The organism is Gemmiger sp. An120 (assembly GCF_002160955.1).
Classification (GTDB): Bacteria; Bacillota; Clostridia; order Oscillospirales; family Ruminococcaceae; genus Gemmiger_A; species Gemmiger_A avium.
Window position 1 is genome coordinate 93,841 of the sequence record NZ_NFLN01000004.1, and the last position, 14,757, is coordinate 108,597.

Consider the following 14,757-nt stretch of genomic DNA (forward strand, 5'->3'; position numbering starts at 1 on the left):
GAAATAGAAAACGCCCCGCGTTTGCCGCCGGAAACGGCGCGAACGCGGGGCGTTTTTCTGTTTTGGTCATCGATGGGCTTTGGCCGTGCCGCGATGGTGGCGCAGCAGCGCCAGAACCAGCGCCGCCGCCACGGTACCCAGCAGAAGCGCCAGCATATACCATCTGGGGTTGCCCGCCAGCGGGAAGACTAACACCCCGCCGTGCGGCGCGGGCAGCGTGCAGCCCCAGAACATGGACAGCGCACCGGACAGCGCGCCGCCCAGCACGCAGGCGGGAATGACCCGTAGCGGGTCGGCCGCCGCGAAGGGTACCGCACCCTCGGTAACAAAGCACAGCCCCAGCAGATAGTTGACCGGGGCAATGCGCCGTTCCTGCTGGGTGAACAGCCGGGGGAAGCAGGTGGCGCAGAGGGCCAGCGCCAGCGGCGGCACCATACCGCCCGCCATAACCGCCGCCATCATCCGGTAAGCCGCGCTGGTCAGCGGCAGGCCGGAGGCCACGGCCGTGGCCATAGCGCCGGTGGCGGCCACATAGGCAGCCTTGTTGACCGGGCCGCCCATATCCACCGCCATCATGCCGCCCAGAATTGCGCCCAGCGCCAGGCGGCTGGCACCGCTCATGTTGTTCAGCATCTCACTGAGCCGGGCGCTGAATCCGCCCACAAAGGGATCCACCAGGCACATAAACACGCCGATAAAAAGCACGCCGGTGATCGGGTAGATCAGGGTAGGCTTGATGCCTGCCATCCGGTCGGGCAGGTGATCGCACAGACGGCGTATTGCCCGCATAAACAACCCGGCGGCAAAACCCGCCAGCACCGCCCCCACAAACCCGGAGGGCACTGCCGCGGTGCCGTTGAAAATTGTATCAAAGGTTATGCCGCTGGTGGAAAGCGCCCCGCCCACAAGCCCCGGCATCAGGCCGGGCCGGTCGGCCAGGCTGCGGGCAATGTACCCGGCCAGCACCGGCAGCATCAGGTTCATGGAGGTGCGGCCCAGCATGGTCAGGAAAGCGGCAATGGGGGTGTTCTGGCCAAAGGTGACCGCGCCCAGGGCCGGATCGTCAAACAGATATCCCAGCGCCACCAGGATACCGCCGCCGATAACAAAGGGCAGCATGTGGGACACACCCTCCATCAGATGCCGGTAGATGGCCCGGGGCAGGCCCGCCGGCTGGATCAGTTCATCCAGCGGGGCCCGTTTCGCTCCGGCAGGCATGACCGGCGCGCGCCCGTCCAGTACCGTCTGGATCAGTTCTGCCGGGCGGTGCACACCGTCCGCCACCGGTACCTTGAGCACCGGTTTGCCGGCAAAACGGTCCTCATCCACCGTCCGGTCCACCGCCAGAATAATGCCGTCGGCCGTCTCGATGTCCTCCGCGGTCAGACGGTTCTGTACCCCGGCGCTGCCCCGGGTCTCCACCTTGATGGTGACCCCCAGGTGGGACGCCGCCTGTTCCAGGGCTTCCGCCGCCATGTAGGTATGGGCGATCCCGGTGGGGCAGGCCGTGACCGCCAGGATGCGGGGCGCGTCTTCCTTGGGCTTTTCCTCACCAAAACGGGCCTGTTCCGCCTTGTCCACCGCGTCCAGAAATTCCTGCGGGGTGGCAGCGGCACGCAGCTGCTTTTGGAACTCCCGGTCCATAAGCAGGCTCATCAGCCGGGACAGGATCTCCATATAGCTGGTGCCGTCCTCGGTGGCGGCGATCAGGAACAGCAGATCGGAGGGCTGCCCGTCCATGGCGCCCCATTCCACGCCCCGGTTCAGGGTCATGACCGCCAGGCCGGTACGGCGTACCGAGGCGCCCCGCCCATGGGGGACGGCAATGCCTTCCTGGATGGCGGTGCTCACCTGCTCCTCCCGCTCCAGCACCGCCCGGCGAAAAGCGTCGGAATCGGTCAGCAGGCCGTCCTGCCGTGTGAGCGCGATCAGCTGATCCAGCGCGTCCTGTTTATCCGCCACAGCCACATGCAGCCGCATCCGGCTGGCGCTGAGTAGGTCGGTTATCTGCATAGATACCCCCTGTTTTCATCATCGGGCCGCAGCCCGGTAAGCAATATAAAAAGCAGCCGGTGCCCGGGTCAGGGATCGGCTGCTTTTATTGTATCATATTAGAACACTGTCGTACAATGCCCAAACTTGTTCCCGGCGGGCGATCCAGGGAGAAAATGCGGAGGCACTGCCTGCTGCCACCCCCATGCGCAGGGCTTCCGCCCACCGGCCGGTGGTCAGCCAGCCGGACAAAAAGCCCGCCACCATCGAATCTCCGGCCCCCACGGTATCCACTGCCTTGCCCTGGGGCGCGGGGCAGAACAGCCTTTCGCCCGAAGAGGTAAGCAGGGCGGCCCCTTCACCGCCCAGAGAGAGCAGCACGTTGGCCGCCCCTTTTTCCTGCAGGGTGCGGGCAGCGTCGAAGAGTTCCTCCCGGGTGGAGAGTGCCCGGCCTGCCAGAGCCTCCAGTTCCGGGCGGTTGGGCTTGATCAGAAACGGATGGGCCGTCAGCGCAGCGCTGAGCACCGCGCCCTCTGCGTCCACCACAGCCCGCACCCCCCGGGCCGTCAGCGGCATCAGCAGGCGGGCGTAGGTGTCATCCGGCAGACCGGCCGGCAGACTGCCGGCCAGTACCACCCAGTCGCCCTCCTCCAGCACCGCCAGGCGGGAAGCCAGTTCTTCCAGATGGGAGGGGCCCAGCACCGGCCCGCGCCCGTTGATCTCGGTCTCCTCGCCGGCCTTGACCTTCACGTTGATGCGGGTCATGCCCTCCCGGGCCCAGAGCAGCTCCGCGGGCAGGCCCGCGTCGGCCAGCTGCCCGGCCAGCATGTGGCCGGTATACCCGGCCGCAAAGGCCAGCGCCCGCACCGGCTGCCCCAGGCGGTTCAGCATCAGGGCCACATTCAGTCCTTTACCGCCGGGACGCACGCTCTCCGTCCGGGTGCGGTTCAGGCCGCCGGGCTGCAGCTGCTCCAGTTCCACGGTATAATCCAGCGAGGGGTTCAGGGTCACCGTACAGATCAAAGCGCCTCTCCCCCTTTCTTTTCGGCGCGGCTGCAGCCTGCCCAAAAGCTGATCTTGAGTGTGAGGATCGCAGCCAGCAGGCACCAGGCGGCCAGGTTATCCCCCGGCACCAGCAGGCGCACGATCACAACAACCACCAGCAGCGCCACCAGCACCATCTGGGTGGCCAGCACCGTACGGTACGAGGCCCGGCCGATCTTCTGGCGCTCGGCCTCGTCGCAGCTGTTGTACCACTCCTTGTTGAACTTCAGATCCCGCACATCCCCCCGTTTTTCCGGGTTGATACGGCGGATAAAGTCCACGATGCGGCCCTGGCCCAGAATCACCAGCGGCATGCTGACCACCACCAGCACGCTGCTTGCCAGCAGGGAAAGGCCCACCTGGGTCAAAGAAAGCGGCAGCAGGAACATCACCAGTATCTGCTGCATCTCCAGCAGGTTGATCGCCATATCGGCGGCCCGCAAAGCCGGTTCGGCCTGGTCTTCGTCGCCGGTATCCAGTGCGGCGGCAAACCGGCGCGCCCGTTTCATGTACGAAGCCGCTGTCAGGCTGCATACCAGGATGGCCAGCGCCTGCACCACCGGTACGCCCAGCGCCAGGCTGTTTTCCAGTTTTTCCACCATGTCCGCCGTCAGGCCGTCCATGCCGAACCAGATCACGCCAAAACCCAGCACACCGCCCACCACCATGGACGCCAGTATCATCAGCACAAATTTTACCGTTTTATTCATGGGTATCCTCCCCTTCCAAAGCAAAAATCTCCTCTACCGGGACGCCGAATTCCCGGGCCATCCGCAGCGCCAGGGTAATGGAGGGGTTATAATCCCCCCGCTCGATCAGGCTTACCGTCTGGCGGGAAGCCCCGATCCGCTGCCCCAGCTCCTGCTGGTTGATGCCCAGGCGGGCCCTGTGTTCCTTCACGCGGTTTGCAAGCGGCAAATCCACCACTCCTTTCCAGCTATGCCGGCCGGCATTTTGACAACTTTTCTTGTCATCATCAGTATAGCAATGACAACTATCCTTGTCAACAGGTTTGACAAAAAAAGTTGTCATTTTCAAACAGCAAAAAGCAGGGCCCGCACCACAAAGGGTGCGGGCCCTGCTTTTGTCTTATCTGGTGTTCGGTTTACAGCTGCGCGCGGCTTGCGGGGCGCGAAGCAGGATTAGCCGAAGTAACGCTCCAGCAGACCAGCCATGCCGCGGCCGTGACGGGCCTCGTCCTTGGCCATCTCGTGCACGGTGTCATGGATGGCATCCAGGCCCAGCTCCTTGGCCTTCTTGGCCAGATCCATCTTGCCGGAGCAGGCGCCGCACTCGGCGTCAACACGCATCTGCAGGTTCTTCTTGGTGCTGTCGGTCAGAACCTCGCCCAGCAGCTCGGCGAACTTGGCAGCATGCTCAGCCTCCTCAAAGGCGTAGCGCTTCCAGGCCTCGGCGATCTCGGGGTAGCCCTCACGGTCAGCCACACGGCTCATGGCCAGGTACATACCAACCTCGCTGCACTCGCCGTTGAAGTTCATGCGCAGGCCTTCCACGATATCCTCGGGAACGCCCTCCTTGGCGATGCCCACCACGTGCTCGGTCACGTAGGTGTTCTCCTTCTGCTCCACGAACTTGTCCTTGGGAGCCTTGCAGACGGGGCAGAACTCGGGCGCAGCGCCCTCGGCGATATAACCACAAACGGTGCAAACAAACTTAGCCATTGTTATTTCCTCCTGATTGTTGGATTCATTTTGTGCATTCGGTTCCGCTAAATAGGAACCGTTCCTTTTATGTGCTTATAATAGCATGGAAAAAGGGCATTGTCAATAGGAATCTTTATTATTTTTCAAGTTTTTCTCGGATCTTTTACCTTGGATCCGTCTTGAATCCCAGGCGGCTGAGGGCGGGCAGCAAAGCGGACAGGCTGCCGGAGGTAGCAGCGCCCATAAGCAGGCCGGAAATGATCAGAACCGGTGCATAGGCCAGGGCCAGATTGCTGGACAGGATCACGCTGGCCCCCAGCAGCTGGCCGATGTTATGGGCCAGCGAGCCGCTTACCGACAGGATGAACCAGGTAGGGCGGCGGGGCAGCCGGTAGAGGATCGCCATAACAGCCAGCGACAGCAGACCGCCGCACAGCGACAGCATGCCGGCCACTGCGCCCCGGGTAAGCAGCACAAAAAAAGCCTTGAGCACGGCCAGGGTAAGCGCCGGGCCAAATCCCATAAAGAACAGCGCGTACATGACCACGATGTTGGACAGGCCGATCTTGATGCCGGGCATCAGGCCCAGCAGCGGGGTGATGGTGGATTCCACAAAGGAAAGCGCCATGGCCAGCGCGAACAGCAGGCCGGAAAGCGCCACCTGGCGGGTCTTTTGATTGCGCATGAAATGCCTCACTTTGTCGAATTGCTATTATAAATAGGAAGAACCGGCAAAAATCCGGTTTTCTGCCCTTTCATCTTACGGCAGCAGACGCTGTGTGTCAAGGGCGCGGAGGGGCCGGTGTGCAATATTTGCGGCGGGCCGTTCGTATTGTGAATACAGGGCTGCCGGTATAGACGGCGAAATTTTCGCAAATACTTCCGGTAAGTCCTTGCATTGTCTGCTGGAATAGTGTACCATATGTTCCATAGCGTTTATTTCGGTAAAGGAGTAATTGCCATTATGAAAAAACTGATTTGTCTGTCCCTGGCTGCGGCTCTGCTGGCCGTTTCTCTGGCCGCCTGCGGCAGCGATTCTTCCTCTTCCGCCCCGGCGCAGGATTCCTCCGCGCCGGCATCCCAGTCCGCCGCGTCCGACTCTGCCGCCGCGTCCGGCACCTCCGCCTACAATCTGGATGACATCGTGACCGCCATCGAGGCCGCCAACCCGGTAACCAACCCCCGGGAGCTGGACGACTTTGCGCTGGAAAACCAGGTCATGCTGAACATGGACAATGTGGCGGACTTTTCCGGCAAGGTGAGCAACGACAACGCCAACAGCGCGCTGATCCTGGCCATCCAGGCTCAGCCCGGCAAGGCCGAGGACGTGAAAGCCGACCTGGAAAACTATAAGAGCGGCCTGACCACCGGCATGTATGCGGAATTTGCCGAGAAGGAAGCCCAGGCCAAGGATTCCCGCATCGTGGTCAAGGGCGACTATGTGGTGATGGTAATCGCCAACACCGAGGGCGCCAGCTATTCCGACATCGACACCGCGGTGGACAGCGCCCTGAACTGACGGCCCGATCCGCCGCCTGAATCCCTAAGGCTTGACCGGCGCCAATCCCCGCAGATTGGCGCCGGTATTTTGTAGTAAAACGCTTTTGATCCTGTGAGGTGAATCCATTGGTTTTCAGCACCGTTTTGTTCCTGTTCCGGTTTTTGCCCATTGCGCTGCTGCTGTACTATCTGGCGCCCCCCAAGCTGAAAAACACCGTGCTGTTTGTGTGCAGCCTGGTATTCTATTCCTGGGGCGAGGTCAAGTTCTTCCCCATCATGGTGGTGCTCATCCTGATCAACTACATCGCCGGTTTGGGGATGGAGCGCTTTGACAAAAGCACCGCCGCTCGCCGGGGCTTTTTGCTGTTTGCCATCATCGGCAGCCTGTCCATGCTGGTGTTCTTCAAGTACACCAACTTTATCATCACCAGCATCAACGCCCTGGCCGGTCTGACCATCCCCACCATTGAGGGGGTGTCGGTGCTGCCGCTGGGTATCAGCTTCTACACCTTCCAGACCATGAGCTACTCCATCGACGTATACCGCCGTGGGGTGCCGTCGGAGCATAACTTCATCGACTTCGGCGCCTACGTGGTCATGTTCCCCCAGCTGATCGCCGGCCCCATCGTGAAATACCGGGACGTGGCCGAGCGGCTGCACATCTACAAGGGCCGCGTGACCATGGACCGGATCGAGGAGGGCGTGGCCCTGTTCATCTTCGGCCTAGCCAAAAAGGTTCTGCTGGCGGACACCATCAGCGCGCTGTGGCACGATGTGATCGGCACCTACAGCGGTACGGTGGAAACCGCTGCCGGCATCGGCATCCTGAACGCCTCCACCCCGCTGGTCTGGCTGGGATTGATCGCCTACTCGTTCCAGCTGTATTTTGACTTTTCCGGCTACTCGATGATGGGCATCGGCATGGGCAAGATGCTGGGCTTTGACTTCCCGGACAACTTCAACCTGCCCTATATCTCCCGCAGCATCACCGAGTTCTGGCGGCGCTGGCACATTACCCTGTCCAGCTGGTTCAAGGAGTACGTTTACATTCCCCTGGGCGGCAACCGGAAAGGCCTGGCCCGCCAGATCTTCAACATCTTTGTGGTCTGGCTGCTCACCGGCATCTGGCACGGCGCCAACTGGAACTTCATCCTGTGGGGTCTGTACTACTTTGTGCTGCTGATAATTGAAAAGACCTTCCTGCTCAAGTACCTGAAAAAAGGCCGGATCTGGCCCCATGTCTACACCCTGTTCTTTGTGGTGGTAGGCTGGGCGCTGTTTGTGGGCAACGAGCCGGGCGTGGGCCTTGTGCCGCTGTTCACCAAGCTGTTTATCCCCTCCGGCGGGGTAAGCTGTTTGTATTTCCTGCGCAACTACGCGGTGCTGCTGGTTATCAGCGCGGTGTGCTGCACCCCGCTGCCGCTGAAGATCTGGAACAAGATCCAGCCCATCAAGTGGGTGCGCCTGACGGTGCTGGGCGTGCTGTTTGTGCTGAGCGTAGCCTATATCGTGGGTTCCACCAGCAGCCCGTTCCTGTATTTCAACTTCTAAGGGGGTGAGTCAGACATGAAAGAACGCCTGAAACAACTGGGCAGCCTGCTGCGCGCCTATCCTGCGGCGATCTGCTTCCTGGTATTCATCACCGGGTTTATGGTGCTGGACATGTGCTGGCCCACCCGGGAATTTTCCGAGCTGGAAAACACCATGCTGGACCAGAAGCCGGCTTTCAGCTTCCAGGCTCTGTTCAGCAACGAATGGACCGCCGACTACGGCGAATACGTAAAGGACCAGATTGCCCTGCGGGACAGCTGGATCGACCTGCAGAGCCGCAGCGAAAGCCTGCTGCTGCAGAAAGCCGAGATCGGCGGCATCCTGATCGGCAAGGACCGGCAGCTGTTTACCGAGATGTTCACCCTGACCCGCACCGAACAGCGCACCCTGCCCAACAACATCAAGGCGGTAGAACAGTTCGCCCAGCGTCACGGGGATAAGGTAACGGTGCTGATTGCCCCGTCGGCCAGCGCGATCTATCCGGAAAAGCTGCCCTTTGCGGCCCCGATGCTGGATGAAGACAGCTGGCTGGACCAGACCTTTGCGGCGGTGGAAGCCGCGGGCGGCAACGTGCTGGACCTGCGCAGTACCTTTACCGAGCACAAGGACGAGTATATCTACTACCGCACCGACCATCATTGGACCACCTACGGGGCGCAGCTGGCCTATGAGGAATTCTGTGCCCAGCAGGGGCTGACCCCCTTTGACACGGAAAGCCATACCCGTGTGGACGTGCCGGAGTTCCTGGGCACCAGCTATTCCAAGAGCCGGTACTGGCATACCAAGGCAGATGCGCTGACCTACTACCCGCTGGACAACGAGATGACCATTTTTGACGTAACGGTTCCCGGCCAGCGCACCCCCAAGAGCACCAGCGGCCTGTACGACACCGCCAAGCTGGAAGTGGTGGACAAGTACGCCACGTTCCTGTACGGGAACAACGGTTACAGCGAGATCCAGGGCGATGGCGAGGGCAGCATCCTGCTGGTAAAGGACAGCTACGGCAACTGCTTTGCCCCGTTCCTGACCGCCAACTACAGCAAGATCGGCGTGGTGGACCTGCGCAACTATCCCTACGGCATCGACGAACTGATCGAGAGCGAGGGATATGAGCATGTGCTGATCCTCTACAATTTCCAGAGCTTCAAGTCGGACAGCTACCTGTACAACATCAACCGGGATCCCATCGAGTAACCCGGCTTGCACAAAAGAACGGCCCGCTGCGGAGAAGGTTTCCGCAGCGGGCCGTTTTCTGTTTGGTTCAGGCTTTCTCCCCGGTGGAACGGCGGATCAGCGAGTGGGCGGGCACCGGCTCCTCCACCGGCATGGTGTACCGCATCATGGCGTGCGGGGTGGCGGCGATGCTCTCCCCCTCCTCGTTTTTCAGCCATTCGGGGGCCAGGCGCAGCACCTGGCCGGTGGGGGTGAGGATCTCCAGCGGCTTACCCGCCTCGATCCGGCCCCGCTGGGTGCACTGGGCCACCCCGTCCTGCCAGGATTCCACCACACCCACAAACTCCCAGTCCCGGATATAGCCGCCCTGCCGGGTGTTCTGGCGGGCGTTCTGCCTGCCGAAGAAAAATCCGGGCGAATACCGCCGGTGGCTGATACGGGTCAGTTCGTCCAGCACCGCGTCCGGGCACTGAAAGTTGTCCGGCGCGGCCAGGAACGCATCCAGCGCCTGCCGGTAGGCACTGGTCACGCTGGCCACATAGTACATCGTTTTGGCGCGGCCCTCGATCTTCAGGCTGTCGGCTCCGGCCTGGCAGACCAGGTCAATAAAGGGCGCCATACACAGATCGTCGGCGTTCAGGATGTAGCTGCCGCTCTCATCCTCCCCGATCTCCATAAACTGGCCGGGGCGGGTCTCCTCCACCAGATGATATTTCCAGCGGCAGGGCTGGGCGCACTGGCCCCGATTGGCATCCCGTTCGGTCAGATACTGGCTGAGCAGGCACCGGCCGGACACGCTCATGCACATGGCTCCGTGCACAAACACCTCCAGTTCCAGTTCCCGCGGGGTTTTGGCCCGGATGGTGGCGATGTCCTCCAGGGACAGTTCCCGGGCCAGCACCACCCGCTTGGCACCCAGCTCAAAGGCGGCGGTGGCGGCGGCATGGTTGGTAATGCCCATCTGGGTGGAAAAATGGATCTCCACATCCGGGGCCAGCTTCTGCACCATCCGCAGCACGCCCAGATCGGCCACGATAAAGCCGTCCACGCCCGCCGCCCGGGCATCGGCGATGGCCTGGGGCAGCCGGTCCAGTTCGGCATTGGTGGGCAGGGTGTTGAGGGTCAGGTAAACCCGCTTGCCCCGGGCGTGGGCAAAGATGCAGCCCTCCTCCAGCTGGGCGGGGGTAAAGTTATCCGGCGCGGCCCGCATCCCGAATTCGGTCAGGGCGGCGTACACCGCGTCCGCCCCGTAGCGGATGGCATATTGCAGCCGTTCCAGGTCCCCGGCGGGGGACAGCAGTTCCGGTCTGGTCATAGAAACGCTCCTCTCGGTTGATTTTGTAGGCAAAAAACGGGCAGGGCCTGCGCCCCGCCCGTTTCAGGGTCTTACTGTACAGAAAACGCCGTTTTTACATTGGCCTGATGCTCGGCCGGGGTCTTGCCGTAGTAGTATTTGCCGTTCTTGTCGGTAACAAAGAAGTAGTAGCCGTCGGCAATATACTGCTCATCCGGGTACAGGGCCGCCTTGATGGCCTCAATGCCGGGGTTGGACACCGGCCCGGGGGTCAGGCCCTCGTGCTCATAGGTGTTGTAGGCCGCGTAGATTTCAGCGGGAATGTTGTCCCAGCCGCCGTAATAGGGGGCGACCCAGTTGTACAGGTAGTTGTTGTCGTCCTCCCGCTGGACATAGCTGCTCACGTTGCTCTCCAGCCGGGGATAGGGCGAGCCCTCCGCCAGGCGGTTGTGGAATACCGCGGACACCTTGGCGTTCTGGTCGTTGCCCGCTTCTTCCTGCACAAAGGACGCCAGGGTAATGGCCTCGTGCAGGGTCATGCCCTCTTCCTCGGCCCGGGCGCGCAGATCCGCGGTGACCTGCCTGTCGAACTCGGCGTAGAAGGTGTTGACGTAGTTGTACACCTCGTCATCCGCGTAGAACTCGTAGGTGTTGGGGAAGAGATACCCCTCGCACTTCATGAAGATGGTATCGTCCTCCGGGATCTGGTTCCAGAAATCATACTGGCTGAAATCACCGTTGTTGGCTACGTCCAGGAACTCCTCGGCGGTGCACAGGCCGTTTTCCTCCATCAGCTGGGCAAACCGCAGAGCGGTGATGCCCTCCGGGAAGGTGATGGTCACGGTGTCCCGCTTGACCGTCACGCTCAGCGCCTCGATGATCTCATCGTAGCTCATGCCCGCACAGAGGGTGAAGTCCCCGTACTGCAGCTGGCCGGCGCTTTCAGTATAGCGCACATACAGCTGGAACAGCTTGGGGGTCTGGATCACGCCTGCTTCCTGCAGTGCGCGGCCGATGGTCAGCGGGCCGCTGCCCTGGTCGATATGCACCGTTACCTCGGAACCTTTTGTATCGCTGCCGTAAACTTCATTCATAAACCGGGCGCCAAGCAGCCCGGCGGCAATCAGAAGCACGGCAAACAGCACAATCACAATCAGGCAGCCAAAGCGGCCTTTTTTCTTTTTTCTGGCATGGGGCTGGTACTGCTCCTGCTCAAATTCCTGCGGCATAGGATGACCTCCTGTGTATGGGGTTGTATTTTATTCAAGCCTGGCCGGTCTCATCCAGCATCAGGCCCATATAACTTTCGCTCACATCAAAGCGTTCGTCCAGAAAACGGATCATGCCGTACTCAGCCGGGCGGCCCTCCGCCGGGAAGATGCTCTGGGCCGCGCTCAGGGTGATCTGCGCCTGGGTGGCGCCGGTCTTTTCCCGGGCGGCCTGCACCAGCAGTTCCGCGGCCCGGTCCCCCACGGCAAACAGTTCGATAAACCGCAGGGTATCCCAATGGCGGAAATACAGGCCGTAGCCATCCGGGCTGGAGACCACCGTGATCCCCAGGCTGTACAGATCCCGCAGCACCTCGGTAAAGGAGGGCAGGGTCAGCAGCACCGAATCGGGGGCAAACTTTTCCCGCAGCTGCAGCAGCGAACGGGCGGTGACCGCGTCAAACTCGGCGTTGGCCCACAGATTGGGCCGGATCGTGCGGGTAAAGGTGCGCCGGGCAAACGCCCGCTCGAATCCCCGCTTTTCGTAAAAGGCAAACAGGCCCGCTTCGGCCGGGATCGTCACGATAAAACGCGCCCCGGCAGCACGCAGCGCGTCGGCCACGTAGTCCATCAGGCCGGTCATGAGACCTTTGCCCCGGGCTTCGGGCGCGGTGCAGAGGGCGTAAAAGTAAGCGCCCGGCTTGCCGCGCAGGGTAACCGGCACCGCGCAGAGCATGGCTTCTACAGCGCCATCCTCCCGCTGGGCCACATAGACATTTTTCCATCCGGCAAACCGGACGGCCATCATCTCGGTAAACTCCGCCTCGTCGCCGAACGCGGTCTTCATCAGGCCGCACAAAGCCGGCAGATCGCCGGGCTGGGCAATTCGGAACATAAACTCTCCCCTCCCTGTTACTACACGCGCAATCCGCAGAGCGTTCTCCGCCGGGGCGCGCGCTGCCCCGTTTCCCCTCTTATCAGGCCTCGTCCGTCCGCAGGGCCAGCCATTTGGGTTCCAGCCGGACCGGATTGTAGGACAGCTTGGCCTTGCGCAGGCCCTCTTCCCCCACGTCGTCCTCCCGGTTGATCCACTGGCAGCCGCCGCAGAAAGCGCGGGCCATCTCCCGGTTGATGATGTTGTAGGCGCCGGTCACATCGTACAGCGCCTTTTCCACATGGGTATCAAAGATGCGGGGATTCAGCGCACTGCCAAAGGAAAAGGCCACGATCCGCCCGCCGGCGGTGATATAGCCGCCCTTGAGCCCCAGCTGACCGTAATGCTGAAACACCAGTTCGATGGCCCGGTGCTCATCGGCAATACCCGCATCATCCCGGTTGTCATACAGCTGGCACCACTCGTTGTTGAACCGGCGCACCGCGGGCAGCGCGTCCGGTGTAAGGGGGTGGAACTGCCAGTCCGGGTTGTCCCGCTCAAACCGGGAACAAAGGTTGCGTTTTTTCTGGAACTTGCGGCCGGGCAGTTCGGCCAGTTCCCTGGCGTCGTACAGATAGTCGGCATCGTCCCGCACGTCCTCAAAGCGGAACAGGCCGGGGAACCAGCCTTCCATCCGCCCGGCGGCATCGGGTGTTACCGAAAAGATCACCAGCTTGCGGCCGGCCGACCGTGCGTCCTGCACGATCGCTTCCAGCGCAGCCCGCTCGTCCCCGCTGCCGGCGGGATACAGATAGTGGTAGGCGTCCTCGCTTTCGCTGCGGGCAATCACCCGGTTTTCAAAGCGGGCAATCTGGGTGTGGTAGACATGGCTCCACATAAAGATGTTGACAAAGGAAAATTCGCAGCTGGCATAGCCGCTTTGCCACAGCAGCGGCTGGGCCCACTGGCCATCCTCTGCGGTGACGGGATGAAACTCAATCATAAAAATGCCTCGACGGCGTTGCGCACGTCCTGTTGAATGGCCGGGATGGGGCGCATCTCCTGCCCCTGGCAGCAGGGCACGGTATGCCAGCCCAGGCGGGCGGCACAGTACTCGGCGGCCCGGCGGCTGCGCGCCAGGTATTCCCGGTCTTTTTCGTGGATATCTTTCTTGCTCTCATCCCCCTGGTAGCGCCCGGTCATGAGCCGCTGGCTCACCGCCGGGTCCACCTGCAGATAGACCACTCTATCCGGCGCGGGGATACCCATATACTGGTACTCAAAGGTGAACAGCCAATCCAGATAGGCGGGCCATTCTTCTTCGGGCAGCTTGGAGCACTGGTGCACGGCGTTGGACGTGGTGTACCGGTCGGCCACCACCACCCCGCCGTTTTGATAAAAGCTGCCCCAATTGGTCTTGAAGCTGGCAAACCGGTCCACCGCATAAAACGCGGACGCCGCGTAGGCGTTTACATCGTCCGGATGGGTGCCGAATTTGCCCGCCAGATACATCTTGACCAGGGCGGAGGAATCACTGGCGTAGTCCGGAAATGTGATCTTTTTCACCGGCACGCCCTGCTGGGTCAGGTATTCCGTCAGCAGCGCGGCCTGGGTGGCCTTGCCGCTGCCGTCCAGCCCTTCCAGCACGATCAGTTTCCCGTTCATTGGGCATTCTCTCCGTTCAATTCGGCTTTGATCTGTTCGTACTTGGCCCGCATTTCGGCGGCGCGGCCGCAGGTCATCTTGCCCTCCGGGCAGGGACCGTAGGCACAGGCGGGGCCGCAGGCCTCAAACAACGCCGGAGCCACGGCATAGACCAGACGGAACATCTGTTCGGCCAGATCCCGGATCTCCCACTGGGCCCGGTTGCAGCACCGGTGCCGGAAGAAGTTTTTCAGGCTGCGGGCGTTCATGGTAACGATCATCTTGGTGGTGCAGGCATTGGGCAGCACGAACCGTGCGTCCTCAATGGCCATCTTCTCCGCCTTTTTGGTGGCTTCGGCCTCGCTCATCCCCTGCTGCATCAGGCGGCGGATATGGCCGTCTTTCAGCAGGGCGGCAATGCGGTGATACTCGGCGGCCTGGCTGTCCATCGCCTGGCGGAAGGCGGCCAGCGCCTCTTCGTCCCCGGCCACCTCCGGCGGGGTCACATAGTCAAAGGCATCCAGCCGCACATACCGCTGGCTCTGCACGCTGAAACTGGCGATGCGGTGCCGGGTGATCTGGGCCAGCAGGCTGCGGGATACGCCCTCAATAGCAAAGGTGAAGTTCACATGCTCGGTGGGGCTTTCATGGCCCATGCTGGCCAGCATCCGCACAAAGTCCCGGCTTTTTTCCGGGGTGAGACCCGCCATCAGGGTGTCGATTTCGGCGTTGGAATAGCACAGCTTGGCAGCGGCAGCCACCACGCGCTCCGGGTCGGGGGTATGGGCAATCAACGAAACTTTCAGCATTCCG

The 14,757-nt window shown here is 61.7% G+C and carries 15 protein-coding genes; 3 read left to right on the forward strand and 12 right to left on the reverse strand.

The window, feature by feature from the left end:
- Positions 1 to 66: 66 nt before the first annotated feature.
- From B5E65_RS05215 to B5E65_RS05240, 6 genes are all read right to left on the reverse strand, one after another.
- Entirely contained in the window at positions 67 to 2,013 is a 1,947-nt protein-coding gene (locus B5E65_RS05215) for a PTS fructose transporter subunit IIABC (protein ID WP_087170710.1), read from the reverse strand.
- 93 nt (positions 2,014 to 2,106) lie between these two features.
- On the reverse strand, positions 2,107 to 3,015 hold the full coding sequence (gene pfkB, locus B5E65_RS05220) for a 1-phosphofructokinase (protein WP_087170711.1): 909 nt from the start codon (positions 3,013 to 3,015) through the stop codon (positions 2,107 to 2,109).
- Positions 3,012 to 3,746 carry a DUF3169 family protein gene (locus B5E65_RS05225; RefSeq protein WP_087170712.1) on the reverse strand — a complete coding sequence of 245 codons (735 nt, stop codon included), beginning with the start codon at positions 3,744 to 3,746 and terminating at the stop codon, positions 3,012 to 3,014. The genes pfkB and B5E65_RS05225 overlap by 4 nt, the downstream gene beginning before the upstream one ends.
- The gene (locus B5E65_RS05230; RefSeq protein WP_087170713.1) at positions 3,739 to 3,954 is read right to left on the reverse strand and encodes a helix-turn-helix transcriptional regulator; all 216 of its coding nucleotides are present in this window, start codon (positions 3,952 to 3,954) and stop codon (positions 3,739 to 3,741) included. Before B5E65_RS05230 ends, B5E65_RS05225 begins: the two co-directional genes overlap by 8 nt.
- Before the next feature lie 224 nt (positions 3,955 to 4,178).
- Complete coding sequence (locus tag B5E65_RS05235) at positions 4,179 to 4,718, reverse strand: NADH peroxidase (protein ID WP_087170714.1); 540 nt, start codon at positions 4,716 to 4,718, stop codon at positions 4,179 to 4,181.
- A 145-nt stretch (positions 4,719 to 4,863) separates the two neighbouring features.
- On the reverse strand, positions 4,864 to 5,385 hold the full coding sequence (locus B5E65_RS05240; protein WP_087170715.1) for a Gx transporter family protein: 522 nt from the start codon (positions 5,383 to 5,385) through the stop codon (positions 4,864 to 4,866).
- Between the two features lie 279 nt (positions 5,386 to 5,664).
- Between B5E65_RS05240 and B5E65_RS05245 the strand changes: the two genes are divergently transcribed.
- The 3 genes from B5E65_RS05245 (at position 5,665) to B5E65_RS05255 (ending at position 8,945) form a co-directional block, all read left to right on the forward strand.
- Positions 5,665 to 6,219 carry a DUF4358 domain-containing protein gene (locus B5E65_RS05245; protein ID WP_087170716.1) on the forward strand — a complete coding sequence of 185 codons (555 nt, stop codon included), beginning with the start codon at positions 5,665 to 5,667 and terminating at the stop codon, positions 6,217 to 6,219.
- Between the two features lie 107 nt (positions 6,220 to 6,326).
- The gene (locus tag B5E65_RS05250) at positions 6,327 to 7,751 is read left to right on the forward strand and encodes an MBOAT family O-acyltransferase (RefSeq protein ID WP_087170717.1); all 1,425 of its coding nucleotides are present in this window, start codon (positions 6,327 to 6,329) and stop codon (positions 7,749 to 7,751) included.
- Positions 7,752 to 7,766: 15 nt separating this feature from the next.
- A complete protein-coding gene (locus B5E65_RS05255) occupies positions 7,767 to 8,945 on the forward strand; it encodes a DHHW family protein (RefSeq protein ID WP_087170718.1) in 1,179 nt (392 codons plus the stop codon).
- A 67-nt stretch (positions 8,946 to 9,012) separates the two neighbouring features.
- Here the strand turns inward: B5E65_RS05255 and B5E65_RS05260 are convergent, their stop codons facing one another.
- The 6 genes from B5E65_RS05260 to thyX all read right to left on the reverse strand — a co-directional run bounded on the left by B5E65_RS05260 (position 9,013) and on the right by thyX (position 14,753).
- Positions 9,013 to 10,239: a peptidase U32 family protein gene (locus tag B5E65_RS05260; protein ID WP_087170719.1), complete on the reverse strand. Its 1,227-nt coding sequence runs from the start codon at positions 10,237 to 10,239 to the stop codon at positions 9,013 to 9,015.
- A 71-nt stretch (positions 10,240 to 10,310) separates the two neighbouring features.
- Positions 10,311 to 11,447, reverse strand: coding sequence for an endolytic transglycosylase MltG (mltG, locus tag B5E65_RS05265; RefSeq protein WP_087170720.1), 1,137 nt, complete (start codon positions 11,445 to 11,447; stop codon positions 10,311 to 10,313).
- Positions 11,448 to 11,481: 34 nt separating this feature from the next.
- Positions 11,482 to 12,321, reverse strand: coding sequence for a GNAT family N-acetyltransferase (locus tag B5E65_RS05270; protein ID WP_087170721.1), 840 nt, complete (start codon positions 12,319 to 12,321; stop codon positions 11,482 to 11,484).
- Between the two features lie 82 nt (positions 12,322 to 12,403).
- Positions 12,404 to 13,303 carry a DUF2156 domain-containing protein gene (locus B5E65_RS05275; protein WP_087170722.1) on the reverse strand — a complete coding sequence of 300 codons (900 nt, stop codon included), beginning with the start codon at positions 13,301 to 13,303 and terminating at the stop codon, positions 12,404 to 12,406.
- Positions 13,300 to 13,965: a dTMP kinase gene (locus B5E65_RS05280; RefSeq protein ID WP_087170723.1), complete on the reverse strand. Its 666-nt coding sequence runs from the start codon at positions 13,963 to 13,965 to the stop codon at positions 13,300 to 13,302. Before B5E65_RS05280 ends, B5E65_RS05275 begins: the two co-directional genes overlap by 4 nt.
- Positions 13,962 to 14,753 carry an FAD-dependent thymidylate synthase gene (gene thyX / locus B5E65_RS05285; RefSeq protein WP_087170724.1) on the reverse strand — a complete coding sequence of 264 codons (792 nt, stop codon included), beginning with the start codon at positions 14,751 to 14,753 and terminating at the stop codon, positions 13,962 to 13,964. The genes B5E65_RS05280 and thyX overlap by 4 nt, the downstream gene beginning before the upstream one ends.
- Between the last annotated feature and the right edge of the window lie 4 nt (positions 14,754 to 14,757).